Origin of the sequence: Reyranella sp. CPCC 100927 (assembly GCF_007859315.1) — a bacterium.
Classification (GTDB): Bacteria; Pseudomonadota; Alphaproteobacteria; order Reyranellales; family Reyranellaceae; genus Vineibacter.
Window position 1 is genome coordinate 506045 of the sequence record NZ_VOHA01000003.1, and the last position, 25474, is coordinate 531518.

A 25474-nucleotide genomic window follows, 5' to 3' on the forward strand; every position below is an offset into this window, starting at 1 on the left:
GTACCGGGTCACCGCGGCCGCCGGAGGCAGCCACCCTTGCTGTTTGCCGCATATTTCGTCCTCTACCTGCTTGTAGCTCTGTTCGTGGACGCGTTGGCTGTGCCGCGCGGCCGCTTCTTCGGCCGTCCGGTCTGGGCCATCCTGACGGCAGCGCTCACCCTGACGCTGCTCTATGCGGTGTGGTTCGCGGCGTCCTGGCGCCCGATCTTCTCAGCCCACGCGGCGCTCATCACGTTCGGGATCGTGGTGCTGATCTCGAACTACAAGTTCCGCAACGTCCAGGAGCCGCTCAACTTCGTGGATTTTGCGCTGATCCCCCAGATCCTGCGCCATCCCCGGCTATATCAGGCCGACTTCCTGACACATCCGCTCTTCTACGTCGGCATCGCCGTGCTGTTGGGAATTATTGCCCTCTGGTGCGGCCTCGTGGAGCCGTCAATTCTGCCGGAAGGCCGCTTCTGGAATTGGGCTGTTCCGGGAGCCGTCGTTCTGGCCGCCATCATCGGCTGGATCGCCCGCGGACCGCTGCCGTCCTGGTTCACCATGGCCGTCCATCGCCGCATGATCCCGGCAGATTCGACGCGCCATGTGAGAGAACTCGGGCTTGTGGCATCGCTTGCGGCCGGTTTGATCGGATGGCGACAGTCGTTGAACAGCGCACGCTCATGGCCTTCCGTTGTCTCCGCAGCGAATGCGCGGCCACCGCAGCCGTCGCCGATCGTGATCGCGGTGCAGTCGGAGTCCTTCGTGGATCTGCGGGCAGCGGGCCTGCATGACGTGGACCTGCCAGGGCTTCAGAATGCCCGGGACCACGCCGTGGTTCATGGGCGGGTCAAAGTGCCGGTCCAGGGTGCGTGGACGCTGCGGTCGGAGTTCGCTTTTCTGGCCGGTCATCCGCTCGGCTCTTTCGGGCTGGATGCGTTGCACCCGTACCTGCGTTTGCGACACCCGCCGCGGACGCTGGCGCACCATCTGCGCGAGGCCGGTTTCTCGACCGTGTTCGTTCACCCGTTCGACCTGGACTTTTTCAACCGCCGCCGCGCGTTGCCGCAGCTGGGGTTCGACCAGCTGCTGGGGGAGACGGACTTCGACGGTGTGCCGCGCGATGGCTACTATGTGCCTGACATCGCGCTGGCCGAGCGGGTGCTGGCGATGGCGGCGGCCGAGCCGCGGCCTTTCTTCAGCATGATCGCCACCATGGAGAACCACAATCCATGGAACAAGGGCCGATTGCCGGGCATCGACTCGCCCGTCGACCAGTACGTTCACCACCTGCGTAATGCCGATCGGATGATCGCTCGCATCGTTGCCGGGCTCGAGCAGCTGGGACGGCCGGCGGTCTTCGCTTTCTATGGTGATCACGTGCCGACCATGCCGGCGCTGGCGGATCCCTTTCCCGACCCGCGGACCGATTTTTTCGTCATGGGCCTGCGCCATGGCGCCTGGCTCCGGGGTGACCAGCAGGACTGCGCCCTGCACGAGATGGCTGACATGGTCCTGGCGGCACTGGACAGAGTGGTTCGCACGCGTGAGGAAAATTCAGCCTGAGCGGCTTGTTTCACCACACCGCAACGCATGCCGCAGGTGTTCAGCGTCCACGAAAGCCCGTACAATGATCGTACAAGCCGGGTCGGCTGAGGGCAGGCCGACGAGAGGAAGTTCGCTCACCACGCGCCATGCGTCGGCGCCACAGGGACTGGAATGATGGCACCGAACGTCCTCATGGTGTTTCCGCGCTTCAACCCCAACTCGTTCTGGAGCCTCCAGGCCGCCTGCGACCTCTGGGGCGCGCGCTGTCCGGCGCCACCGCTGGGACTGATTACGCTCGCCGCATTGCTGCCGACGACGTGGAATATCCGGCTGGTGAATCGCAATGCCGAAGAACTGACGCCGGCCGATTTCGAATGGGCCGACATGGTGATGACCGGCGGGATGCTGCCGCAGCGACCGGATACGTTGGTGCTCATCGATATGTGCCGCCAGCGTGGCAAGCCCGTGGCGGTCGGCGGTCCGGATGCGACGTCGGTGCCGGAGATCTACGAGCGGGCCAACTTTCTCGTTCTGGGAGAAGCCGAGGGTATCATCGACAAATTCATCGAGGCGTGGAGTGGCGGTGCCAGGGAAGGTCGGTTCCAGGCCGAGAAGTTCAAGGTCGATGTCACCAAGAGCCCGATCCCCCGTTTCGATTTGCTCAAGCCTGAGCACTATCTTTATATCGGCGTGCAATTCTCGCGCGGCTGTCCGTTCAACTGCGAGTTCTGCGACATCATCGAGCTCTACGGCCGGGTACCGCGGTCAAAGACCAACGCGCAAATGCTCGCCGAGCTCGATGCACTCTACCAGACCGGTTACCGCGGCCATGTCGACTTCGTCGACGACAACCTCATCGGCAACAAGAAGGCGCTGAAGATTTTCCTGCCAGCCCTGCGCGACTGGCAGCGCGAACGCGGCTATCCTTTCAAGTTCTCGACCGAGGCATCGATCAACTTGGCCGACGATGCGCAGCTTCTGCAGATGATGCGCGACGCAAACTTCTTTCTGGTCTTCGTCGGCATCGAGAGTCCCGACACCGATACGCTGGTGTCGGCCCAAAAGAAGCAGAACACCCGGCGCAGCCTCGCGGAGAGCGTGCACAGGATCTACCACGCCGGCATGTTCGTGACGGCAGGTTTCATCGTGGGCTTCGATACCGAGAAGGCCAACGTCGCCGAAGGCATGATTGATTGCATCGAGGCCACCAGCATACCCTGGTGCATGGTCGGCCTGCTGACGGCCTTGCCCAATACCCAGCTCACCCGTCGGCTGGAGAAGGAAGGGCGACTATTGACGGATGTCTGGACCGACGAGGCCGATCAATGCACCGCCGGACTGAACTTCATGACGCGCCGGCCGCGGCATGAAGTGCTGGCCGACTACAAGGCCGTCCTGCAGCGCGTCTATGATCCCGCCGTCTTCTTCGCGCGCGTCCGCTTCGTCGGCCGGGAATTGCGGCGCCCAAACCACGGCACGGGGCCGGGGTCATTGAAAGGACGATTGAAGGACCTGAAGGTCCTGGGGCGCGTCATGTGGCGCATGACAGTGCGTCGCCCCGATCTGCGGCGGCATTTCTGGAGCACGTTCATCGAGTGCGCGCGGCAAAATCCTGCGGCGCTGGAATACGTGGTCATGATGATGGTGGTCTATCTGCATCTCGGTACGTTCGCGCAGTTCGTGATCTCCGAGCTGGATCAGCGGATCGAGCGGGAGCGGCAGCCGGATTGGCTGGCGGCGCTTCGGCGTGAACGCCTGCAGGTGGCGTAGAGAGCAGCCACAACGGCGATCGGACAGCGACAATGGTAGAGCGCCTATTGCGTGCGATGTCTCCAGGGGCAGGGCTGCTGGATTTCCTGGTGCTGTTCGGCGTCGTCATCGCGGTGATCGTCGCGATCCTGCTGGGCACCGGCCTCTTTTTCGAGGTCATGAATGCGCGGCACCCCGAACGTAAGGTGCAGAAGCATCGCGTCAATTCGCGCAAGTGGCAGGAGCTTGCCTACGCTCCCGGCTCGATCCTGACCTTGTCGCTGTGCTTCGCTGGCGGCCTCTTCGCCCAGTGGCAGGGCTGGGGACTGACGCCGTGGCCGTTGTCGTGGTGGTCGAGCCCGCTGCTGCTGGGGATTTCGATCGTTCTCTACGATGCCTGGTTCTACTGGGTGCATCGCCTGCTGCACTGGCGTCCGATGTATCGGTTTCACGCGCTGCACCATAAGAGTGTGGCGCCCACGTGCTGGACGAACCACCACGAGACCGTTGTCGAGGCGCTGCTGAACCAGCTCTACTATTTCGTCATCGTGTTCGTGCTGCCGATTCCATGGCAGATGCTGGTGGCACAGAAGGTCTATGACCAGATCAGCGGCATGCTGGGCCACGCCGGCTACGAGCATTTCGCCTCGCCGCTGGGGCGGTCGCCATGGCCGCTGGCCAGTACCGTGTTCCACGACCAGCATCACGGCTATTTCCGCTACAATTTCGCCCACACATTCTCGTTCTGGGACCGCTGGATGGGCTCATTGCACCCGAGCTACGATGCCACGGTGGCAAGCTTCGAGCCGGGTAGCGCTGACCGTCAGGTCAGGCAGGGATAGCGATCAGGCCGCGTCGCCGACGCCTTGCCGTTCGAGGATGCCGGACTCGATCAGGGTGTGCGTCGTGCTTTCATAGTGCTCGGTCAGCAGCGCGACGGCGCGGTCGCTGTCGCGCGCCAAGGCGGCGTCCATCAGCAGGCGATGCTCGGCCGCCTTGTTGCGCCGCCGCGGCGTGATCAGATAGGAGAGCCGCCGGTAAAGCTCGGAGTTGTCGTACAGCGAGCGCTGCAGGTCGCAAAGCCAGGGACTGCCACAGGCAGCCGTCAGCGCCTCGTGGAAGAGCGCGTGTGCCTCGGTATAGGCTTCACTCAATCGTTTGGGTTCTTCGGTCGTATGCACCGGTGTGTTGGCAAGCCGATGGTGCGCGGCCAGCAAACGGGCTTCCCACTCGACGCCACCTAGGTCGATCGACCGCCGCAGTGCCACGCTCTCGATCGAGATGCGTACGAAGGTAAGGTCGCGCAGCTCGGCGGCCGATAGGGCAGCCACGGCGAAACCCTGCTGCGGTTGGGCACGGACAAGCCTTTCCGCCGCCAGCCGGGTCAGCGCCTCGCGCACGATGCTGAGGCTGACCCCGTGCTCCTCGCACAGCAATGCCAGCTTGAGCCGCTGACCGGGCAGCAGCCGTCCGGCCAGGATATCGGCGCGGATACGGTGATGAACCTGTTCCGCAAGGGTCTTGGCGTGCTGCGTGTGGGCCACTGGCTGATTCCAATCCATGCAACGCCATGTTCGATTTTATTTTAGAATATCGATTTTCGATTTACAAATCGAAAACAACGCTGCACCATGCGACAGAACGAGCAAGACAAGCCTTAGGGGGAAACGATGACCAGGATCACGCGGCCGTGGCGGCGTCGCCATGTGTTGGCCGGCATGGCCGGCGCGCTATCGGCAGGTCTCGCCAGTGCCGGGCGTGCCGCGCCCTCGGGGCAGCCGGTCCGGGTCGGCAGCACGCTGTCGCTGACCGGACCGCTGGCGCAGACCGGGATCGTCCACAAGATCGCGGGCGAAATCGCCGTCGAGCTGATCAACAGCCGCAACGGCCTGCTGGGGCGGCCGGTGGAATGGGTGTTGCTCGACGATCAATCGAAGCCCGAGGTCACCCGCAGCCTGTATGAAAAGCTGATCACGGTCGACAAGGTCGAGCTGATCACCGGCCCCTATGCCACGGCGCCGATCCTGTCGGCCATGGGGGTGGCGCAGCGCTACCAGAAGCTCTTCCTGCAGAGCAGCATGGGCATTCCCAAGCACCTGACCTACGAGATGGCATTTCCGGCCACGCCGTTCGGTCCCGAGCCGAACAAGAGCTATCCCAAGGTCGTTCTGGACGCGATGGCCGGCACGCCGACGCCGCCCAAGAGCATCGCCATCCTGACCAGCAAGTTCCCATCGGCGCAGTTCATGGCTGAGGGCACGCGCGATGTTGCGAAGGAGCGCGGCCTGAATGTGGCGCTCTACCTCGAATACGAATTCGGCACCCGCGACTTCGGTGCCATCGCGGCCCGGGTCAAGGATGCCAACGCCGACTTCCTGTGGCTGGGCGCGCTGGGCCTGGATAGCAACCTGCTGCTGGAGGCAATGAAGAAGCTCGACTACACGCCCAAGCGCCACTTCCACCTTTATCCCGCGCCAGGGCCGCTGGCCTTGTCGCCAGACGGCGATCTGGCGCTGAGCTCGACGTTCCTGGAGCCGGCGCCGCCGTTCACCGACCGCGCCGACGTCCCGCAGCTCGCCGCGATGTACAAGGAGCGCGCGACCAAGGCGAACGTGCCCTATGCCGAGCTGGATGCGCAGGGCGCCGGCATGTATTCGCAGTGGCAGCTGTTGGAGCAGGCCGTCAACGGTGCCAAGAGCCTCGACGACAAGGTCCTGGCGCAATGGCTGAAGAAGAACGGCGCCGATACGGTTTTTGGCAAGCAGCGTTTCGACGGCGCCTTCAACCACGGCGAGCCGGGGCAGATGGTACGGCAGGTGCAGAACAAGAAATGGGTCGTGGTCTGGCCGACCCAGTTCGCACCGCCCGGGGTCAAGCTGATCGCGCCGTAGCAGCGATGCGGTCTCAAACGGTAGTGCGACGGCTCAGGCGGTGCCTGCGCGCCGTCGGTGTCGCGGCTCGTGAGACAAAGTGGGGGACTGCATGCCGAGTATGACGCTGCTCGGTCAGTCGCTGGTCTCCGGCGTGCTGCTGGGTGGCCTGTATGGCCTCGTCGCATTGGGTCTCAGTCTGAGCTGGGGCCTGTTGCGCCTGGTCAACCTGGCACACTTCGCGCTGGCGTTCCTGGGGGCGTATCTCGTCTATCACCTGGGCACGGTATGGCACGTGCCGCCGTGGTGGGCGGTGCTGCTGATCGCGCCACTGTTCTTCGTGTTCGGTGTGCTGCAGCACGCGGTCTTCTTGTATTTCAGGGTCACCGAGCTGACCTCGCTGCTGGCGACCTTCGGTATCAGCGTGATCATCGAATCGGCCCTGCAGTGGATCTGGACGGCCGATTTCCGCCGCTTTGAAACGCACTACGCCAGCACCTCCCTGAAGGTGGGGCCGATCTACGTGCCGGTCATCGAGCTCCTGGCCTGCATCGCGGCCGCTGCGCTGGCCTGGGTCACCTGGGCGTGGTTGCGCTGGACGTATGTCGGCAAGGCCTTGCGGGCGGCAGCGGAGGATCCAGAGATCGCCGTGGCCTTCGGGATCAATAGGCGTGGCCTGGCCTTTGTCCTGTCGGGAGTCTGTGCCGCCTATGCCGGCGTCGCCGGGGCCTTCATTGCCCTGATCTCGACCCTGGCGCCGTCGCAGATCTGGACCTGGCTGGGCGTCGTCTTCGCGGTGGTCATCATCGGACGCCTCGGCAACCCGCTGGGCGCGCTCGCCGCGGGCGTCCTGATCGGGGCGGCCGAATCGGTGGCGATGGCGACGTTCAGCCCGGCCTGGGCGCCGGTCGTGTCGTTCTCGGTGCTGATCGTGCTGCTGCTCTGGCAGCCGGACTGGCTATGACCGCGCAACGGACGATCTCGGGTGCGGGCGTCGCGGCCGGCGTGGGGCTGTTGGCGCTGTTGCCGCTGGCCGGGCTGCCGGCCTTCTACGACTCGTTCCTGTACATGATCTTCTACTGGATCTCGCTGGCCACGAGCTGGGCCATCCTGAGCGGGTTTGCCGGTTATTTCAGCTTCGGCCACGCCGCGTTCTTCGGCGCCGGCATGTACACGACAGCGACGCTGAGCACCAAGTTCGGTGTGCCATTCCTGGTCACCTTGCCGGCCGCCGCCGCGGTGGCGGCGGCGCTTGCGTTCGGCATTGGTGCCGTCGTGTTCCGTCTCAAGCGGTTGCGCGGCGAGTTGTTCGCGCTGCTGACGCTGGCGGTGTCGTTCGTCGTCGCCACGATCATCCTTAACACCGCCATCGACGGCGGTGCCGGCGTGCTGACCAGCAGCGTCTCGGTGCCGCGCCTGATGCCGACGCCTTCCGGCACGATCTACCTGCTGGGCCTCATCATGTGTGTCGGCACGCTGGCGATCACATATGCCATCGCCCATTCGCGCCTGGGCCTGGGGCTGTTCGCGATCCATGACGACGAGGATGTGGCGGAGGTCAAAGGCATTCCGACGTTCCGCTACAAGCTGATCGCGTTTGCCGTGTCGGCGGCGATCGCCGGTGCGGTCGGCGGCGTTCATGCGATCTATGTCGGGTTCCTGACCGTCAGCGAGACGTTCGGGATCTCGGTGCCGCTCTACGTCGTGCTGATGAGCGTGTTGGGTGGGGCGCGGCATTGGCTGGGGCCGGCCGTCGGTGCAGCGATCATCGCGGCGTCGCTCTATGCCTTCACCAGCGGTGAGCAGGCGATGATCGGCCGCGGCATCGTCGCCTTCATCCTGGTCGTGGCGATCTTGATCCTGCCCGAGGGGATCGTGCCATCGCTGCGGCGGTGGTGGCAGCGGCGCCAGTCTCGCCGCGCCGCGCCGCCTGCGATGGCTGACGCACCGGGCATCGCGACGGTCACGGCGCCGCGCGAAGCCGGCGCGACGGTTGCGAACCTGCATCCGCCAACGCGGGTGGTGCTTGAAGTCGGCGATGTGCACAAGGCGTTCGGCGGCCTGCACGCCCTGCGCGGCGTCACCCTTGATATACGCGAGGGCGAAATCCTGGGCCTGGTCGGCCCCAACGGCTCGGGCAAGACCACGCTGATCAATGTCATCACCGGTCATTTCCCCCTGACGAGCGGTTCGATCCGCCTCGATGGCATGGAGATCGGTAATCTGGCGGCCCATGAGATCGCCGCCCGAGGCGTCGCGCGCACCTACCAGATCCCGCGACCCTTCACCCACCTGACGGTGCTCGACAATGTGGCCCTGGCCGCGGCGTTTGGTGCCGCCGACCTCGGCCGTGCCGCAAGCCTTGTCGAAGCCCGACGCTGGCTTGATTTCACAGGCCTGCGGGCCAAGGAAAATGTGCTGCCGGCCGACCTCAACCTGCATGAACGCAAATTCCTGGAACTGGCGCGGGCACTGGCCGCGCGCCCGCGGTTGCTGCTGCTGGATGAGGTCCTGTCCGGGCTCAATCCGGCGGAGATCGATCGCGCCATCGGGATGATCCGCGAGATCCGGGCCCAGGGCACGACCATCGTGTTCGTCGAGCACCTGATGCGGGCCGTGGTCGAACTCTGCGACCGCATCGCCGTGTTGAACGAAGGCGCCCTGTTCGCCCTGGGCGAGGCTGGCGCCGTGATGCGTGATCCGCGGGTCGTCAGCATCTATCTCGGAAAAGCCCATGCTGCTTGAAGCGCGGAACCTGCGCATCGCCTATGGCGATGCCACGGCGGTCTGGGACGCCTCGCTGGAGGTCGCGGAAGGCGAGATCGTATCGGTCATCGGCCCCAACGGTGCCGGCAAGACCACCCTCATCAGCGCGATCGCCGGGCTGCTGCGCTGGAATGGCGGCACGCTGCGCCTGGGAGGCGTCGATCTTGCCCGCGTGCCGGCACATCGGGTCTGTGCCCATGGCATCGCCCTGGTGCCGGAAGGACGGCGCCTGTTCACCCGCATGTCGGTCGAGGAGAACCTGGAGATCGGCTGCTACGTCCCGGCGGCGCGCGCCGCCCGGGACGCCACGCTCGAACGGGTCTATGGCCTGTTCCCGATCCTGCGGCAGAAGCGCGAGCAGATGGCCGGCCTGCTGTCGGGCGGCCAGCAGCAGATGGTCGCCATCGGCCGGGCGCTGATGGCACGTCCTCGCCTGATGTTGTTCGACGAACCGTCGCTGGGGCTGGCCCCGGCAATTGTCGACGACATGTTCGATATCGTGCGCCGGGTGCGGGAGGAGGGCGTGGCGGTCCTGCTGGTCGAGCAGAACGTGCTCAAGGCCATGGAGATCGCCGATCGTGCCTATGTCCTGGAACAGGGCCGTATCGTATCGTCCGGCGTGCCGTCCGATCTGCTGCAGCAGTCGCATATCCGCGAAGCCTATCTCGGCGTATGACCGTGGGAGGAAAGCCATGAAGGCCAATGGAAGCTACACCGTCGGCGGTGTGCGCTACCCGCGACCGTTCAAGATCCGCCGCCTGGGACATTTCGGGTTCAACCTGGGGGCTCTGGAGAAGGGCCTGGATTTCTACGGCCGGCTGCTCGGTTTTCGTGTCACCGACGAACTCGACTTCTCGAAGATCCCCGGCCTTGAGGATCAGGCGCGCAGCCTCGATGATCCGCGCCTGTTCTTCATGACGCACGGCCCGGACCATCACGCCTTGCTGCTGGCGCATCGGTCGCTGGGCGCGATGTTCGGCGATGATGCCGTATCGCGTGACGTCACGGTCAACCAGATCACCTGGCAGGTCGGCAGCATGGAGGAGGTGTTCCAGGCGGCCGACTATTTCCGCGGCAACGAGGTCGAGATTCGCCGGGTCGGCCGCGACATGCCCGGCAGCAACTGGCACACCTATATCCGTGATCCCGACGGCCACACGGTCGAACTGTACTACGGCATCGAGCAGATCGGCTGGGACGGCCGCAGCAAGCCGCACGCGATGTACGATCGCCGCTTCACCGAGGCCCCCGAGCTGCCGCAGATCGCCGAGCGAACAGAAGTGGCCGACGCTCTCGCGCGGGGTGTCGATATCCACTCGGGCTACGCCGTGCACGATATCGGGTCCGGCGATCACGTGGTTGCCGGTATCCGTCTGCCGCGGCCATTCAAGATCACGAAAATCGGTCCGATCGGCTTGTTTGTCGCCGACGTTGGCGCCGCACAGGCGTTTTATATCGACGTGATGGGCTTCATCCTGACCGAGGAGGTTACCTACAAAGGCCATCGCTGCGTGTTCCTGCGCTGCGGCACGGAGCATCACAGTCTGGCGCTCTATCCCCGCGCCCTGCGTCCGTTGCTGGGACTGAGCGAGCACACCAGCTGCATGTCGATGGGCTTTGAAGTCGGCAGCTACCAGCAGCTGCGCGATGCTGTCGCGTTTCTGGGGAAAGAGGGTGTCCGCAGCGCCGGCACGATTCCGCCGGAACTGTATCCCGGAGTCGACTACGCCGCGCACGTGCTCGATCCCGACGGACATTGCCTCATGCTCTACTATTACATGGAGCAGATCGGCTGGGACGGTAAGCCGCGGCCGGCGGCACTGCGGCGCCAGGTCCGGGGCGACTGGCCGGATGTGATCGATCCGCTGTCCGATACCTACGCCGACCAGACGTTCCAGGGGCCGCTGGGGTGATGGTGGTGGGACCGTTGCCGTTGCGGGAATGGCACGGCGAGAAGGGAGGCGGACGTGCGAGGATACCGGCGCTGTCGCGCTTTGCTCTGGGCCGGCGCTGTCCTGGTCGCCACGGTGTTCCAGGGTGCCGCCGCGCAAGAGGAGTTCCCATCGCGGACGATCCGGATCGTGCACGGCTATGATGCCGGCTCGAATCCCGATGTGATCGCGCGGCATCTGGCGCCGGCGCTGACGGCGCTGCTGGGACAGCAGGTCGCCGTCGATCCCAAGCCCGGCGCGGCCGAGCGCGTGGCGGCGGCCATGGTGGCGCGTGCGCCGGCCGACGGCCATACGCTCTACCTCATGACCGGTGGCCAGGCTGCCGTATCGGCCATCGATCCGGCACTGCCGTACGACGTGATGCGCGATTTCGCCTTCATTTCCACCGTGACCCGGTTTCCCTTCGTATTGCTGGTGGCGCCAGACTCTCGCTTCGCCACGCTGGCCGATTACCTGGCCGCAGCCCGACGCGAGCCGGGCAAGCTCAGCTACGGCAGCTCGGGCGTCGGCGGCACGCTGCACATGACGATGGAGCTGCTGTGCAGGCAGGCAGGGGTGGAATTGCTGCACGTTCCCTACAAGGGCAATCCGGCACAGCCGCTGGGCGACCTGACAGCCGGTCGTCTCGATTTGCTTGTCATCACCGTCACCGGCGCCCAACCGCTTCTGAAGGCGGACAAGGCGCGCGCCCTGGCCGTGACATCCAAGGAACGTTCCGCGCACTTTCCCGACGTGCCGACCATTGCCGAGACGGTCGCCGATTTCGATGTCATGTCGTGGCTGGGCTTCGTCGCGCCGGCTGGCGTGCCGGCACCGGTCACCGGCCGATGGGCGACGGCGATCCGGGCCGCCGCGGAAGAGCCGGCCGTGCGGGCGCGATTGGAAGACCTCGGCAACGAAGTGTATCCCGGCACGCCGGCGGCATTCCGCGCCCGCGTCGCCGCGGACATCGCCAAGTGGAAGCCGCTCACGCGCGTGCTCAGCAGTCCGTGACGGGTGGAGGTTGTGGTTATGGGTAAATACGGCATCGGACAGCCCGTCATGCGCTTCGAGGATCCGCATCTGCTGCGGGGCCAGGGGCGCTATGTCGACGACAGGAACCTCCCCGGGCAGGCCTATGCCGTCTTCCTGCGCTCACCCCACGCGCATGCCAGGATCCGATCGATCGATGTCGCGGCGGCGCAGCAGGCCCCCGGTGTCGTTGCGGTTCTGACCGGCGCCGATTACGCCGCCGATGGACTGGGCATGCCCAAGGCGACCATGCCGCGCAAGCGTCCGGATGGATCGCCGATGTTCGCACCGCAACGGCCGGCGCTGATCGTCGATCGCGTGCGCTATGTCGGTGATCCCGTGGCCATGGTGATCGCCGACTCGCTGGCACAGGCCAAGGATGCTGCTGATCTGGTCGTCGTCGACTACGAGCCCTTGCCATCGGTGACCGACACGGCCCAGGCCGTCGAGCCGGGCGCGCCGGCGGTGTGGGACGAGTGCCCCGACAACATCTCCAATGTGGTGGAGCGCGGCAACAAGGCGGCGACGGAGGCTGCGTTCCAGAAGGCGGCGCGCGTCGTCCGCCGCCGCTATGTCGTGACCCGCGTGCATGCCCAGTTCATGGAGCCGCGCGGCACCCTGGGCGTCTATGATCCTGGCGAGGATCGCCTGACGCTCTATGCCGATGTCCAGTATCCCCATCGCGTGCGCAACATGCTGGCCCAGCATGTCTTTCGCATCCCGGAGAGCAAGCTGCGCGTGATCGCAGGCGACATTGGCGGCGCCTTCGGCACCAAGGGATGGCAGTATGTCGAGCACCGCCTGACCCTGTGGGCGGCGCGCAAGTTGCGCCGGCCGGTCAAATGGACATGCGAGCGTTCCGAGGCCGTGATGGCCGACGAACACGGCCGGGACAATATCGGCGATATCGAACTGGCCCTGGACGCCGACAACACGTTCATCGGCCTGCGCCTGCACATGCTGGCCAACATCGGCGCTTATATCGGATCCGACCGCAACCTGTTGTCGCCGTTCGGCATGATCGGCACGGTCAACGGCGTCTACGCCATTCCGGCCGCCTACGTGCACATCACCGGGCTGCTGTCCAACACCAATCCCACGGCACCCTATCGCGGCGCCGGCCGGCCGGAGGCGATCTACCTGATCGAGCGCCTGATCGACGATGCGGCCCGCGAGCTGGGTATTGATCGCGTGGCATTGCGGCGCCAGAATATGTTGCCGCCGTCGGCGCTGCCGTACCAGAGCCCGCTGGGGCCGTACTACGACTGCGGCGCGTTCGAGGAAAATCTGGATATGGCGTTGTCGCTGGCCGACGTTGCCGGCTTCGCCGCTCGCCGCTCTGAATCGCGCCAGCGGGGACGCCTGCGCGGCCTGGGCATCGTTAACGCCATCGAGCAGGCAGCCGGAACCGCGCAGCCGGAATATGCCGAGATCCGCTTCAACCCCAGTGGCTCAGCCATGATGCTGATGGGCACCAAGGCCCAGGGGCAGGGGCATGAGACCATGTACAAGCAGATCCTGCACGAACGGCTCGGCATCGATCCGCACGACGTGCAGTTCATCGATGGCGATACTGATCGGGTCGCCTTCGGCATGGGTACGATGGGATCGCGATCGACCGTGCTGGGCGGCTCGGCGCTCTATCTTGCGGCCGACAAGGTGATCGAGAAGGGCAAGAAGATCGCTGCCTACATGCTTGAGGCTGCGGTCCAGGACATGGAATTCGCCGACGGCAAGTTCAAGGTCGCCGGCACCGACAAGGCGGTCGGCCTGAAACAGGTCGCCATGACGGCGTTCCAACCGGCGCGGTTGCCGCCGGGGTTCGAGGGCGGGCTGTACGAGAACGCCACCTACGTAGCGGCCAAGGATACCTTCCCCAACGGCTGCCACGTGTGCGAGGTCGAGGTCGATCCCGAGACCGGCGTCGTGAGCTTGCAGCGTTATGCCGTCGTCGACGACGTCGGCACCGTCATCAATCCGATCGGGTTGAAAGGCCAGATCCATGGCGGCGTCGCCCAGGGCGTCGGGCAGATCCTGATGGAGCAGGTCGTGTGGGATCGCGAGTCCGGGCAGCTGCTGACGGCGAGCTTCCTCGACTACGCCATGCCGCGTGCCGACTCCATGAGCGACGTCGTGATCAAGAGCAACCCCGTCCCGACGCAGTTCAACCCGCTGGGTGCCAAGGGCGCGGGCGAGGCGGGCACCGTCGGCGCCTTGCCCGTGGTGATGAATGCGATCATGGATGCGCTGGCGGAAGTCGGGGTGACGCAACTCGATATGCCAGCCACGCCCGACCGGGTCTGGCGTGCCATGCAACAGGCGAGAGCGGGCTAGCCGTCGTGACGATGGCTGTCATCCCGAGCGCAGCGAGGGATCAAGGAACGGCGCCTAGAGTGGTACTTCTTGATCGAAGCGGTTCACCGTCATCCTGAGCGCAGCGAAGGATCCTGCGGTGCTGGCTCCAGATCACCATTTGCCGGTGTTCTTCGGATGATCCAACGCAAGGTCCTTCGCTGCGCTCAGGACAACGATTCCACCAACGTATGGACTGCGTTGGATCCCTCGCTGCGCTCGGGATGACAGCTGTGCGGATGGACCGACCGGCCATCACCGCTGATAGGCGGCCTCCAGCCGCTTGGCGTGCTTGGAGCCCCACTCGGCCAGTGGCGTGAGCGCCTCGTCGAGCGAGGCGCCGAATTTGGTGATCGAGTATTCGACCTTCGGCGGGACCTGGTGGAAGATCTCGCGGCTGATGATGCCGTCGGTTTCCATCTCTCGCAGGTGCTGGATCAGCATCTTTTCGCTGATGCCGGGTATCAGTCGCTTCAGTTCGCCGAAGCGGCGCGGCTGCTGGTGGATCTCCCACAACAGTACCGCCTTCCACTTGCCGCCGATCACCGCCAGCGCCGGGCCGAGACCGCAGCTGTCCGGTTTCTGTCGCCGCATCTGCCGCTCCGCATACAGACCAAAAGGTTAGTACCTGACTTTATTGTAGGTACTTGTGAGTGATCAGGTAGTGCCTATTTTCGCCGGTAACAAGGCCATCATCCGCGCGACCGTGGCCTGGGTTCACTAGAAGACAGGGAGAAGGACATGAGGACGTCCGCGCCGTCGCAACCCGGCGGTGGCATCGCAGCCGACGATACCGTCGCGATCTCACTGCATATCAACGGTGAGCTGCGACACGTCCTGACCGACAGGCGTGCCACGCTGCTCGACACCTTGCGCGAGCGGCTGGCGCTGACCGGCACCAAGAAAGGCTGTGATCGCGGCGAATGCGGTGCCTGTACCGTGCATATCGATGGGCGTCGCGTGCTGGCGTGCCTGGCGCTGGCCGTGATGGCCGAGGGCCGCGAGGTCATCACGATCGAGGGCGTGACACCAGCCGATGGCCTGCATCCCGTGCAGGCATCGTTCATCGAGCATGATGCCTTGCAGTGCGGCTACTGCACGCCGGGGCAGGTGATGTCGGCCATCGCCTGTATCCGCGAGGGCCGCGCGACGTCCGACGACGAGATTCGCGAATTCATGAGCGGCAATCTCTGCCGCTGTTCCGCCTATCCGCAGATCGTGGCCGCCGTGCGGGCCGCCGCCGCGGGAGCCTGACATGCAGCACTTTGCGTACTCACGGGTGGCGACGCTTGCCGATGCGATCAACGCCATGCAGCAGCCAGACGCGATGGTGATCGCCGGCGGCACGGAACTGCTCAACTGGATGAAGGAGGGGATTGCCGCGCCGGCACGGCTGATCGACGTCAATGGCATTGCCGATCTGGCGCAGGTGACGGCCGACGACCGCGGCCTGCGGATCGGCGCGCTGGCCCGCCTCAGCGATGTCGCCGAACACCCGGTGGTGCGGACAGCCTATCCGGCCATCGCCCAGGCGCTGCTCGCCAGTGCGTCGCCGCAGATCCGCAATATGGCCACGATCGGCGGCAACCTGATGCAGCGCACGCGCTGCCCGTACTTCCGGGCGGAAGTCGAGGTGCCTTGCAACAAGCGACGCCCCGGCAGCGGCTGTGCGGCGATGAGCGGTAACGATCGTACCGCGGCCGTTCTGGGCGCCACGGCACAGTGCATCGCAACCCATCCGTCCGACCTCGCGGTGGCGCTGGCGGCACTCGACGCCACGGTACACGTGACGGGCGCCAGTGGGCCGCGGTCGATTCCACTGGTGTCGTTCTATCGACAACCCGACGGCACGACAGAGCGCGAAACCCGGCTCGACGCCGGTGAACTCATCACCGCCATCGAGGTGCCGGCTTCGGCGGTGGCGCGGCAGTCGCGGTATCTGAAACTGCGCGAGCGGGCTTCGTACGAGTTCGCGCTGGTTTCGGTCGCAGTCGGGCTCGACGTCGAGGAGGGGCGTATCCGTGCGGCGAGCATCGCGCTCGGCGGTGTCGCGCCCAAACCTTGGCGGTTGTGCGCGACCGAGGATGCATTGCAGCGCGTCACGCTGTCGGACGAAGCAGCGGTACGGAAAACATTGACGGCCGATTTCGCCGACGCGACGCCCGGGCGTCACAATGGCTTCAAGGTCGAGCTGGCCAAGCGTGCCGTCGTCAGGGCGCTGCAGATGGCGGGAGAGGGCGCATGAGCGGGATCGGGCAAGCGGTCAGCAGGCTGGACGGGCCGGGAAAGGTCTCGGGGCGGACGCTCTATATCGGGGATATCCCGCTGGACGATGTAACGTACGCGGTGATGGTGCCGGCAACGCGGCCGCATGCCCGGATCCGAACCATCGATCTGGCCGCCGCCACGGCGGCGCCGGGTGTGATCGGCATCTTTACGCACCACAACACACCGCGGTTCGGCCGGATCGACGTGCCGCTCAGCCAGCCGGTGATGCCGCTGCAGGATGACCGTGTCCTGTATGAAGGCCAACCGGTGGCATTGGTGGTGGCCGATACACTGGAACGCGCCACGCACGCCGCGCGGCTGGTGGCCGTCGCCTATGACGAAACGCCTTTCGATGCGGATTTTGCTGCTGACCTCAGCCGCACCGAGGTGGCGCCGGCGTTCTTCGGCATTCCGCCCGACAATGCGAAGGGTGATGTGAGCGCGGCATGGTCGGCGGCCGAGGTGCAACTGGAGGGCGTCTACCGTACGGCCGACCGCCATCACAGTGCGATGGAACCAGCGGCGACCTTGGCGATCTGGCGTGATGGAGAGCTGCGGATACACGACGCTACGCAGGGTGTCTTCGACGCCCGCGCCTGTGTCGCTCAGGCACTGCACCTGGACCCTGAGCAGGTCCGCGTCAGCAACACGTTCATCGGTGGCGGATTTGGCGGTAAGGGCTGGGGCTGGCCCTACCAGATCCTCGCTGCCATGGCAGCGAGAGAACTGGGGCGGCCCGTCAAGCTGGTGCTGACGCGGGCGCAGACCTTCACCAGCCATGGCTACCAGGCGGCAACGCACCAGACCGTGGCGCTGAGCGCGCAGCGTGACGGCACATTGAGCAGCATCCGCCACGACAGCATCGTGGCCGGTTCCTTTGCCGGAGACCATGTCGAGGGGGCGGGCTGGGACACGCACGCGCTCTATGCCAGCCCCGCGTTCAGCACGACGCATCGCCTGCGGCGGCTGCATCGCGGCAATCCGGCTGCGATGCGTGCGCCCTTCGGCGGGGTCGGTCTGGTGGCGGTCGAGATCGCCATGGACGAGCTGGCCTACAAGCTGGGCATGGATCCGCTGGCGCTGAGGCTGAAGAACCACACCGATGTCGATCCGTCGGACGGCAAGCCGTTCTCGGCCAAGAAGCTGCGCGCGTGTTACGAGATCGGCGCCCGGCGGTTCGGCTGGTCCGACCGTCGGGCCGCGCCGCGCTCGATGCGCGATGGCCGGGAGCTGGTGGGGTACGGCATGTCGAGTCTCGTCCTGCGAGCCTACCGCTTTGCCGCCAATGCACGGGTCAGCATCGATCGGGACGGCGCCGTGCGGATCGAGACCGCGACACAGGACGTCGGCCAGGGACTGAGCACGGTCATCCCTCAGATCGCTGCCGACGCGCTGGGCGTGCCGGTCGATCGCGTGAGCCTGGTGCTGGGCGATACGATCCTGCCGGTGGCGCCGTTCACCGGCGGCTCGTCGGCGACCATGAGCGTCGGGTCGGCGGTGCAGGATGCGGCGGTGAAGCTCCGGGAGCGCCTCATCGCGGCCGGCGCCAACGGGCCCGAGGGCTACGCCGGTGCGTTGGCTGCACTGAATGTCGAGAGCCTGTCGGCCGACGGCACGTGGGCGCCGGCCGATCCCGAAGCGTCACCGGCCATCTTCAGCTTCGGCGCCGTCTTCGCCGAGGTCGGCGTCGACGAGGACATCCCGATTCCGCGCGTGCGGCGGATCGTCGGCGTCTACGATGCCGGCAAGATCATGAACCCGAAGACGGCGCGCAGCCAGATGACGGGCGGTGTCGTCTGGGGCATCGGCCAGGCGCTGCTCGAGCGCTCCGAGACGGATCCGCGGTTGGGCCGCTTCGTGTCGAAGAACCTGGCGGGCTATCTCGTGCCGGTGAATGCCGATATTCCCGAGATCAACACCACCTTCGTCGAATCCTTCGATCCTCACGCCAGTCCGCTCGGCGCGCGCGGCATCGGTGAACTTGGTGCGTTGGGCGTGGCGCCGGCCATCGCCAACGCCGTCTTCCACGCGACCGGAGTACGCGTGCGCGAAGTGCCCATCCGGCCTGAGCACCTGCTGGTGGGCTGAGAGTGGGGCGCGCCTCGCCAGCTCAGGCCGAAGGCCCGACGGGTCGCCGTTTCGCCGCTTCGAACGCGGCCAGGCGCTCGGCAAACTTGCCGCCAAGGCCGGCGCTGGCGCGGGCGATGCCGACGTTGGGTGGCAAGGTCTCGAAGAAATGGCAGGCCACGCGATGGCCGTTGCCGGCATCGCGCAGCGGCGGTTCTTCAGTCTTGCAGCGTGGTTGGACATGCGGGCAGCGCGTATGGAAGCGGCAGCCTGACGGCGGATTGAGTGGGCTGGGCACGTCACCCGGCAGGATGACACGCTGCATCTCAAGCGTGGGGTCCGGCCGCGGGATCGCCGACAGCAGGGCCTGGGTGTAGGGGTGCAGCGGCTTGGCGTAGAGCGTGCGCTTGTCGGCGATCTCCACCAGCTTGCCCAGATACATCACGGCCACGCGGTCGCTGATGTGCTTCACGACGGCAAGGTCGTGGGCGATGAACAGATATGACAGGCCAAAGCGCTGCTGCAGGTTCTGCAGCAGGTTGACCACCTGGGCCTGAATCGACACGTCGAGCGCCGAGACCGGCTCGTCGCAGACGATCAGGTCGGGATTGACGGCCAGCGCGCGGGCGATGCCGATGCGCTGGCGCTGGCCGCCGGAGAACTGGTGCGGATAGCGCCTGAAGTGATCGGGGAGCAGGCCCACGACATCGAGCAGCTCCCGGACCCGCTTCGCGCGCTCCGCCTCGTCACCCAGGCCATGGACCGCCATGGGCTCGGCCAGGATCTCGCCCACCGTCATGCGCGGGTTGAGCGAGGCGTAAGGGTCCTGGAAGATGATCTGCATGTGCCGGCGCAGGCTGCGCATCGAGGCCTTATCGCGGCCGGCGATCTCCTCGCCCTTGAACCGCACGGACCCGCCGGTCATCGGCATGAGGCCGAGGATCAGGCGGCCGGTGGTGGACTTGCCGCAGCCCGATTCGCCAACCAGCGCCAAGGTCTCGCCGCGCGCGATATCGAAGCTCACGTCGTCGACGGCCCGTACGTTGCCGACCGTGCGGCTCACGATGACGCCGCGGTGAACCGGGAAGTGCTTGACCAGGCCGTCGACCTGCAACACCGGGGCCGTGGTCATGGTTTTGCTCCGGCATAGAGTTCGACAGGCGCGTTCCAGCAGGCGACGCGGTGTCCATCGGCGATGTCGCGCAAGGGTGGCGGTTCCTCGCGGCAGCGGCGGTCGGCGAAGGGACAGCGTGGCGAGAAGCGGCAGCCGGCAGGCTGCTTGTCTGGGCTGGGCACGGTACCTTCGATGGTCGCCAGGCGCTCGCGCTCGACGTCCAGGCGCGGGATCGAGCCCAGCAGGCCGACGGTGTAGGGGTGCTGCGGATCGGCGAACAGGTCGCCGACGGTGGCGCTTTCGACGATCTTGCCGGCGTACATCACCAGCACCTCATCGGCCACCTCGGCGATCACGCCGAGATCGTGGGTGATAATCAGCACCGCCATGCCCAGGCGCTGCTGCAGGTCGTGCAGCAGGTCCAGGATCTGCGCCTGGATCGTGACGTCGAGCGCCGTCGTCGGTTCGTCGGCGATCAGCAGGGCCGGCTCGCACGCCAGCGCCATGGCGATCATCACGCGCTGGCGCATGCCGCCGGACAGCCGGTGGGGAAACTCGTCGAAGCGCGCCGCCGGCGAGGGGATGCGCACAAGGTCCAGCACCTCGATCGCGCGGTCGCGGGCCGCCTTGGGCGACAGCGTCGTGTGAGCGAGAATCCCTTCGACGATCTGCCGGCCGATGGTGTGCACCGGGTTCAGCGATGTCATCGGTTCCTGGAAGATCATCGACATCTTGCTGCCGCGCAGCTGCCGGCGCTGGTCGGCCGGCAGGCGCAGCACGTCGCGGTTCTCGAACAGCACCGCCTCGCCGTCGACCTGGCCCGGCGGGCTGGGCACCAGGCCCATCACGGAGAGCGACGTCACGCTCTTGCCGCAGCCCGACTCGCCCACCAGGCCGACCGTCTTGCCGCGGTCGACCGAGAAGCTGATGCCATCGACGGCGCGGAACAAGCCGCGATCGGTGTGGAAGTAGGTCCGCAGATCGCGGACGTCGAGCAGCGGTTCGGCCATATCAAGCTCTCCGGTGCCCGTCAGAACGAATAGTCCAGGCCTTTGTAGAACGTGTTCTGGTAGAGCATGTGCGGCCGCACGCCCTTCAGCTTCTTGCTGCTGGTCGTGTACATGGCGACGTTCATCACCGGCATCCACAATTGCTGCTCCGTGATCCGTCGCTGCACCAGGCCGTAGTACTTGGCGCGGTCGGCGTCGGTCAGCGCCGCGCGGCCCAGCTTCAGCCACTCGTCGGTCTGCGCGTCCTTCCAGTTCATGCGATTGGGGGCGGGGATGTTCCTGGAGTCGAAGTAGAAATTCAGCAGGTCGCCCGACGACATGTAGGGAAACGTCACCGTCCACAGCTCATACTCCTGCTCGGCCATCTTGGCCGGTGCGATGGTCGAGTCGTAGCCGATGATCTTCCAGTCGACGCCGATCTTGCGCATATAGCCCTGGATCGCCTCGGAGACCCGGGGGAAGTAGGAGACCTGGGTGAACAGCACCTTGGGCGCCAGCTTGACGCCATCCTTCTCGCGGATGCCGTCGCTGCCCACTTTCCAGCCGGCCTCGTCGAGCAGCTTCTTGGCACGCTCGACATCCTCCTTGATCATGGTCTTGGTCGCCGGGTCGAAGTCCAAGGTTGCCGGGTCGATGAAGGTGTAGGCCGGGTCGGCATTGCCCAGCATGATGCCCTTGACGATCTCGGCCCGGTTGATGGCGATGTTCATGGCTTCGCGTACGCGCGGATCGGCCACCATCGGCCGGGTCGTCTTGTAGCCATAGTACATCAGCTGGAAGTTCGGTTTCGCTTCCTGGACCTGCAGCATCGGTGCTGCCTTGACCTGGGTGATGAACTGCAGCGGGATCTGGTGCGTGACATCGAACTGGCCGCCGATCATGGCGGCGACGCGCGCCGAATCCTCGGGAATGATCTTGATCGACAGGCGCTCGAACTTCACCGGCCCCTTGTTCTGGTACATCGAGGGGCCCCATTTGTAGGCATCGTGGCGCTTCAGCACGATCTCCGTGCGCGGCTGCCAGGACTCGAAGCACCACGGGCCGGTGCCATCGATCGCCTGCGTGCCGTAGTCCTTGCCCAGCTTGTCGACGCTCTCCTTGTTGTGGATCGCCATGGTGAAGCTGACCAGGTTCAGCATCAGATCGGCGTAGGGCTCGTTGAGCTCGTACTCGACCGTGTAGGGATCCGGTGCGCGCAGATCTTTCACGTTGCCGGCGCGCCACTTCAGGGGCGCCTTGGTCTCGGGGTCCAGCAGGCGCTTGACGCTGTAGACCACGTCGGCGGCGGTGAACTTCTTGCCGCTGCAGAACTGCACGTCGTCGCGCAGCTTGAACGTATAGAGCTTGCCGTCGGGGCTCACGGTCCAGGATTTGGCCAGGTACGGAATCACGGTCTTGCCGTCCCAGTCGAGCGCGACCAACGTATCCTGGAACATGTTGACGATGTCGGAGCTGGGCGACCAGGTGGTGCGCTGGCCATCGTAGTGCGGTGCGTCGAGCGACTTCATCATGCGCAAGGTTTGCGCCTGTGGCGTCGATGCCAGGCAGACTGAACCGGCCACGACGACCACGCTTTGCAACATCCTGCGCATTTCCACCCTCCGGCTATTGATCTCTGGTCTCTCAGAACGACAGGTCCAGGCCCTTGTAGAAAGTGTTCTGGTACAACATGTGCGGCCGGGCACCTTTGAGCTTCTTGTTGGTGACCTGGTACATGTTGGCGTTGATCACGGGGATCCACAGGAACTCGTCGGCCACGCGCTTCTGCACCAGACCGTAGTATTTGGCCCGGTCGGCGTCGCTGAGCGCGCCACGTCCGAGCTTGAGCCACGCGTCGGTCTGCGGATCCTGCCAGTTCATGCGATTGGGCGTCGGGATGTTCTTCGAATCGAAGTAGAGGTTCATCAGCTCGCCGGCGGACAGGTAGGGCACGGCGACGGTCCACAGCTCGTAGTCCTGTTCCGCCATCTTGGCCGGCGCGATGGTCGAGTCGTAGCCGACGATCCTCCAGTCGACGCCGATCTTGCGCAGGTAGCCCTGGATCGCTTCGCTGGTGCGGCCGAAATTGGCAACCTGCGTGTAGTAGACCTTGGGCGCGAGCTTGATGCCGTCCTTCTCTCGGATGCCGTCGGCGCCCATCTTCCAGCCGGCCTCGTCGAGCAGCCGCTTGGCGAGCTCGATATCCTCTTTCACGACGCTTTGGGTTTCCGGATTGAAGTCGGGTGCCGCCGGGTCGACGAACGTGATGGCGGGGACGGCGTTGCCCAGGTAGATGCCCTTGGCGATCTCGGCGCGATTGATGGCAATGCTCATGGCCTGGCGCACGCGCCGGTCGGATACCATGGGCCGGCTGATCTTGAATCCGTAATAGACCAGCTGGAACACAGGCTGGGCTTCCTGCACGAGCAGGTTGGGCGCTTTCTGGGCCTGCTGGATGAACTGCAGCGGAAACTGGTGGGTGAAATCGAACTGTCCGCCCTGCATGGCGGCGACGCGGGCGGAGTCCTCCGGCACGATCTTGATCGACAGCTTCTCGAATTTCACCGGCCCCTTGTTCTGGTACATCGACGGCCCCCAGCGGTAAGCCTCGTGCCGCTTCAGCACGATCTCGGTGCGCGGTTGCCAGGAGACAAAGCACCACGGGCCAGTGCCATCCAGACCCTTGATGCCGTAGTCCTTGCCCAGGGTCTCGACGTTTTCCTTGTTGTGGATCACGTTTGTGAACATGGTGAGCTGCAGCAGCAGCTCGGAGAACGGCTCCTTGAGTTCGTACTCGACGGTGTACGGATCCGGTGCGCGCAGTTCCTTGATATCACCGGCGCGCCAACCGAAGGGCGCCTTGATATCCGGGGACTTCAGCCGATTGAAGCTGTACACGACATCGTCGGCCGTGAGCTTCTTGCCGCTGCAGAAGGTGACGTCCTTGCGCAGTTTGAAGGTATAGAGGCGGCCGTCCTCGCTGACTTTCCAGGCTTCCGCCAGATAGGGAATCACGGTCTTGCCGTCCCAGTCGAGCGCCACCAGGGTGTCCTGCACCATGTTGACGATGTCGGCGGTCGGTGACCAGGTCGTGCGCTGCGCGTCATAGTGCGGCGCGTCCAGCGACTTCATCATGTTCAGCGTCTGGGCGTCGGCGGCCGACGCGAACCCGGCGACACCGAGCGCCACTGTCATACTCCGCAGACTCCCGCGCATCTCATCCTCCCTCAGAACGAGAAATCGAGGCCTTTGTAGAACGTGTTCTGATAGATCATGTGCGGCCGGCCGCTCTTGATGTTCTTGTTGGTCACCATGTGCATGTTGATGTTGAGGATGGGCATCCAGAGATGCTCCTCGGCCACCTTCTGCTGCACCAGGGCGTAGTACCGGGCGCGCTCCGCCTCGGAGAGCGCTGCCCGCCCCAGGCGCAGCCATTCGTCGGTCTCGGCGTCCTTCCAGTTCATCCGGTTGGGCGTCGGAACGTTCCTTGAGTCGAAATAGATGTTCATCAGGTCGCCGGCCGAGAGATAGGGCACGGTCACCGACCAGATCTCGTAGTCCTGCTCGGCCATCTTGGCGGCGGCGATGGTCGAGTCCCAGGGCTGCAGCTGCCAGTGCACGCCGATACGGCGCAGATAGCCTTGTATCGCCTCGGCGACCCGCGGCGTGTTGCCGGACTGCGTATAGTAGACCTTCGGCATCAGCTTGATGCCGTCCTTTTCACGGATGCCGTCGGCACCGACCTTCCAGCCGGCCTCGTCGAGCAGCCGCTTGGCATGCTCGATGTCCTCCTTGATCACGTCCCTGGTCCTGGGGGCGTGGTCCAGCGCGTCGGGGTCGACGAATGTAAATGCCGGATCGGCATTGCCGAGCAGGATCGCCTTGGCGATCTCGGCCCGGTTGATGGCAATGCTCATCGCCTGGCGCACGCGCCGGTCGGCCACCATCGGCCGGGTCACCTTGAAGCCGAAATAGAGCAACTGGAAATTGGGCTTGGCCTCCTGCACCCGCAGCATCGGTGCGTCCTTGGCCTGGGCGATGAACTGTGGCGGGAACTGATGCGTGATATCGAACTGCCCAGCCATCATCGCCGCCACGCGACTGGATTCTTCCGGCACGATCTTGATCGACAGCCGCTCGAACTTCACCGGCCCCTTGTTCTGGTACATCGACGGGCCCCAGCGATAGGCGTCGTGGCGTTTCAGCACGACCTCGGTGCGCGGCTGCCAGGAAACGAGGCACCACGGACCCGTGCCGTCGGCGCCCTTGACGCCATAGTCCTTGCCCAGCGCCTCGACACTGTCCTTGTTGTGAATGACGTTGGTGAACATGGTGAGCTGCAGCAGCAGCTCGGAATAGGGTTCCTCCAATTCGTAGATCACGGTGTGAGGATCGGGCGCGCGCAAATCCTTGATCTTGCCGGCGCGCCAGGCAAACGGTCCCTTCAGCGCCGGATCGGTCAGCCGCTTGAACGAAAAGATGACATCATCAGCCGTCAGCTTCTTGCCGCTGCAGAACTGCACGTCATCGCGCAGCTTGAAGGTATAGGTCTTGCCGTCGGCGCTGATCTCCCAGGATTTGGCGAGATAGGGAACCGGCGTCTTGCCGTCCCAGTCCAGTGCCACCAGCGTATCCTGGAACATGTTGACGACATCGGAGGTCGGGCCCCACGTCGTGCGCTGCGCATCGTAGTGGGGCGCATCAATCGACTTCATCATGTTCAAGGTCTGTGCTGCGCTGCCGCTGGCGATGCAGCTCGACATGAAGACAACGCCGAGACTAAGCAGGCTCCTCCTCATGATCGCC

General features: G+C 65.2%; 20 protein-coding genes. 13 read left to right on the forward strand and 7 right to left on the reverse strand.

From position 1 onward, the window contains the following. Positions 1–36: 36 nt before the first annotated feature. From FQU96_RS11745 to FQU96_RS11755, 3 genes are all read left to right on the forward strand, one after another. Positions 37–1548, forward strand: a complete 1512-nt coding sequence (locus tag FQU96_RS11745) for an LTA synthase family protein (protein ID WP_146541339.1) — start codon at positions 37–39, stop codon at positions 1546–1548. A 156-nt stretch (positions 1549–1704) separates the two neighbouring features. After that, positions 1705–3300, forward strand: a complete 1596-nt coding sequence (locus tag FQU96_RS11750; RefSeq protein WP_370461364.1) for a B12-binding domain-containing radical SAM protein — start codon at positions 1705–1707, stop codon at positions 3298–3300. 32 nt (positions 3301–3332) lie between these two features. Then, positions 3333–4121: a sterol desaturase family protein gene (locus FQU96_RS11755; protein ID WP_146541343.1), complete on the forward strand. Its 789-nt coding sequence runs from the start codon at positions 3333–3335 to the stop codon at positions 4119–4121. A gap of 3 nt (positions 4122–4124) precedes the next feature. On the opposite strand, the gene FQU96_RS11760 is transcribed toward FQU96_RS11755, so the two are convergent. Further along, positions 4125–4823, reverse strand: coding sequence for a GntR family transcriptional regulator (locus FQU96_RS11760; protein WP_178130458.1), 699 nt, complete (start codon positions 4821–4823; stop codon positions 4125–4127). Positions 4824–4949: 126 nt separating this feature from the next. Between FQU96_RS11760 and FQU96_RS11765 the strand changes: the two genes are divergently transcribed. From FQU96_RS11765 to FQU96_RS11795, 7 genes are all read left to right on the forward strand, one after another. Continuing rightward, positions 4950–6170 carry an amino acid ABC transporter substrate-binding protein gene (locus tag FQU96_RS11765; RefSeq protein WP_146541347.1) on the forward strand — a complete coding sequence of 407 codons (1221 nt, stop codon included), beginning with the start codon at positions 4950–4952 and terminating at the stop codon, positions 6168–6170. Between the two features lie 91 nt (positions 6171–6261). Then, the gene (locus FQU96_RS11770) at positions 6262–7113 is read left to right on the forward strand and encodes a branched-chain amino acid ABC transporter permease (protein WP_146541348.1); all 852 of its coding nucleotides are present in this window, start codon (positions 6262–6264) and stop codon (positions 7111–7113) included. Then, positions 7110–8894, forward strand: a complete 1785-nt coding sequence (locus FQU96_RS11775; RefSeq protein ID WP_146541350.1) for a branched-chain amino acid ABC transporter ATP-binding protein/permease — start codon at positions 7110–7112, stop codon at positions 8892–8894. The genes FQU96_RS11770 and FQU96_RS11775 overlap by 4 nt, the downstream gene beginning before the upstream one ends. Beyond that, complete coding sequence (locus FQU96_RS11780) at positions 8884–9591, forward strand: ABC transporter ATP-binding protein (RefSeq protein ID WP_146541352.1); 708 nt, start codon at positions 8884–8886, stop codon at positions 9589–9591. Before FQU96_RS11775 ends, FQU96_RS11780 begins: the two co-directional genes overlap by 11 nt. Before the next feature lie 16 nt (positions 9592–9607). Beyond that, entirely contained in the window at positions 9608–10828 is a 1221-nt protein-coding gene (locus FQU96_RS11785; protein ID WP_146541354.1) for a VOC family protein, read from the forward strand. Between the two features lie 54 nt (positions 10829–10882). Continuing rightward, the gene (locus FQU96_RS11790) at positions 10883–11860 is read left to right on the forward strand and encodes a tripartite tricarboxylate transporter substrate binding protein (protein WP_146541356.1); all 978 of its coding nucleotides are present in this window, start codon (positions 10883–10885) and stop codon (positions 11858–11860) included. An 18-nt stretch (positions 11861–11878) separates the two neighbouring features. After that, positions 11879–14212 carry a xanthine dehydrogenase family protein molybdopterin-binding subunit gene (locus FQU96_RS11795; protein WP_146541358.1) on the forward strand — a complete coding sequence of 778 codons (2334 nt, stop codon included), beginning with the start codon at positions 11879–11881 and terminating at the stop codon, positions 14210–14212. A 273-nt stretch (positions 14213–14485) separates the two neighbouring features. On the opposite strand, the gene FQU96_RS11800 is transcribed toward FQU96_RS11795, so the two are convergent. Further along, the gene (locus FQU96_RS11800) at positions 14486–14824 is read right to left on the reverse strand and encodes a helix-turn-helix domain-containing protein (protein ID WP_146541360.1); all 339 of its coding nucleotides are present in this window, start codon (positions 14822–14824) and stop codon (positions 14486–14488) included. Positions 14825–14971: 147 nt separating this feature from the next. Here FQU96_RS11800 and FQU96_RS11805 point away from each other — a divergent pair, with 147 nt between their 5' ends. Genes FQU96_RS11805 through FQU96_RS11815 form a run of 3 tightly spaced genes read left to right on the forward strand, consistent with a single transcriptional unit; the run spans position 14972 to position 18586 of the window. Further along, complete coding sequence (locus FQU96_RS11805; protein ID WP_146541362.1) at positions 14972–15484, forward strand: (2Fe-2S)-binding protein; 513 nt, start codon at positions 14972–14974, stop codon at positions 15482–15484. 1 nt (position 15485) lies between these two features. Beyond that, the gene (locus FQU96_RS11810; protein ID WP_146541363.1) at positions 15486–16475 is read left to right on the forward strand and encodes a xanthine dehydrogenase family protein subunit M; all 990 of its coding nucleotides are present in this window, start codon (positions 15486–15488) and stop codon (positions 16473–16475) included. Further along, complete coding sequence (locus FQU96_RS11815; protein ID WP_146541365.1) at positions 16472–18586, forward strand: xanthine dehydrogenase family protein molybdopterin-binding subunit; 2115 nt, start codon at positions 16472–16474, stop codon at positions 18584–18586. Before FQU96_RS11810 ends, FQU96_RS11815 begins: the two co-directional genes overlap by 4 nt. Before the next feature lie 22 nt (positions 18587–18608). Here FQU96_RS11815 and FQU96_RS11820 read toward each other — a convergent pair whose 3' ends face one another. Genes FQU96_RS11820 through FQU96_RS11840 form a run of 5 tightly spaced genes read right to left on the reverse strand, consistent with a single transcriptional unit; the run spans position 18609 to position 25467 of the window. Further along, the gene (locus FQU96_RS11820) at positions 18609–19697 is read right to left on the reverse strand and encodes an ABC transporter ATP-binding protein (protein WP_146541367.1); all 1089 of its coding nucleotides are present in this window, start codon (positions 19695–19697) and stop codon (positions 18609–18611) included. Then, complete coding sequence (locus tag FQU96_RS11825; protein WP_146541369.1) at positions 19694–20689, reverse strand: ABC transporter ATP-binding protein; 996 nt, start codon at positions 20687–20689, stop codon at positions 19694–19696. Before FQU96_RS11825 ends, FQU96_RS11820 begins: the two co-directional genes overlap by 4 nt. A gap of 20 nt (positions 20690–20709) precedes the next feature. Beyond that, the gene (locus FQU96_RS11830) at positions 20710–22281 is read right to left on the reverse strand and encodes an ABC transporter substrate-binding protein (protein WP_146541371.1); all 1572 of its coding nucleotides are present in this window, start codon (positions 22279–22281) and stop codon (positions 20710–20712) included. Positions 22282–22312: 31 nt separating this feature from the next. After that, complete coding sequence (locus FQU96_RS11835; protein WP_178130459.1) at positions 22313–23863, reverse strand: ABC transporter substrate-binding protein; 1551 nt, start codon at positions 23861–23863, stop codon at positions 22313–22315. 32 nt (positions 23864–23895) lie between these two features. Further along, positions 23896–25467 (reverse strand): ABC transporter substrate-binding protein, encoded by a 1572-nt coding sequence (locus FQU96_RS11840; protein ID WP_178130460.1) that lies wholly within the window; start codon positions 25465–25467, stop codon positions 23896–23898. Positions 25468–25474: the final 7 nt, after the last annotated feature.

Excerpts from the sequence above, each read along its gene's own strand:
- FQU96_RS11750 (WP_370461364.1), top strand. The coding sequence starts at position 1,705 with ATGGCACCGAACGTCCTCATGGTGTTTCCGCGCTTCAACCCCAACTCG.
- FQU96_RS11755 (WP_146541343.1), top strand. The coding sequence starts at position 3,333 with ATGGTAGAGCGCCTATTGCGTGCGATGTCTCCAGGGGCAGGGCTGCTG.
- FQU96_RS11765 (WP_146541347.1), top strand. The coding sequence starts at position 4,950 with ATGACCAGGATCACGCGGCCGTGGCGGCGTCGCCATGTGTTGGCCGGC.
- FQU96_RS11770 (WP_146541348.1), top strand. The coding sequence starts at position 6,262 with ATGCCGAGTATGACGCTGCTCGGTCAGTCGCTGGTCTCCGGCGTGCTG.
- FQU96_RS11775 (WP_146541350.1), top strand. The coding sequence starts at position 7,110 with ATGACCGCGCAACGGACGATCTCGGGTGCGGGCGTCGCGGCCGGCGTG.
- FQU96_RS11780 (WP_146541352.1), top strand. The coding sequence starts at position 8,884 with ATGCTGCTTGAAGCGCGGAACCTGCGCATCGCCTATGGCGATGCCACG.
- FQU96_RS11785 (WP_146541354.1), top strand. The coding sequence starts at position 9,608 with ATGAAGGCCAATGGAAGCTACACCGTCGGCGGTGTGCGCTACCCGCGA.
- FQU96_RS11795 (WP_146541358.1), top strand. The coding sequence starts at position 11,879 with ATGGGTAAATACGGCATCGGACAGCCCGTCATGCGCTTCGAGGATCCG.
- FQU96_RS11800 (WP_146541360.1), bottom strand. The coding sequence starts at position 14,824 with ATGCGGCGACAGAAACCGGACAGCTGCGGTCTCGGCCCGGCGCTGGCG.
- FQU96_RS11805 (WP_146541362.1), top strand. The coding sequence starts at position 14,972 with ATGAGGACGTCCGCGCCGTCGCAACCCGGCGGTGGCATCGCAGCCGAC.
- FQU96_RS11810 (WP_146541363.1), top strand. The coding sequence starts at position 15,486 with ATGCAGCACTTTGCGTACTCACGGGTGGCGACGCTTGCCGATGCGATC.
- FQU96_RS11815 (WP_146541365.1), top strand. The coding sequence starts at position 16,472 with ATGAGCGGGATCGGGCAAGCGGTCAGCAGGCTGGACGGGCCGGGAAAG.
- FQU96_RS11820 (WP_146541367.1), bottom strand. The coding sequence starts at position 19,697 with ATGACCACGGCCCCGGTGTTGCAGGTCGACGGCCTGGTCAAGCACTTC.
- FQU96_RS11825 (WP_146541369.1), bottom strand. The coding sequence starts at position 20,689 with ATGGCCGAACCGCTGCTCGACGTCCGCGATCTGCGGACCTACTTCCAC.
- FQU96_RS11830 (WP_146541371.1), bottom strand. The coding sequence starts at position 22,281 with ATGCGCAGGATGTTGCAAAGCGTGGTCGTCGTGGCCGGTTCAGTCTGC.
- FQU96_RS11835 (WP_178130459.1), bottom strand. The coding sequence starts at position 23,863 with ATGACAGTGGCGCTCGGTGTCGCCGGGTTCGCGTCGGCCGCCGACGCC.
- FQU96_RS11840 (WP_178130460.1), bottom strand. The coding sequence starts at position 25,467 with ATGAGGAGGAGCCTGCTTAGTCTCGGCGTTGTCTTCATGTCGAGCTGC.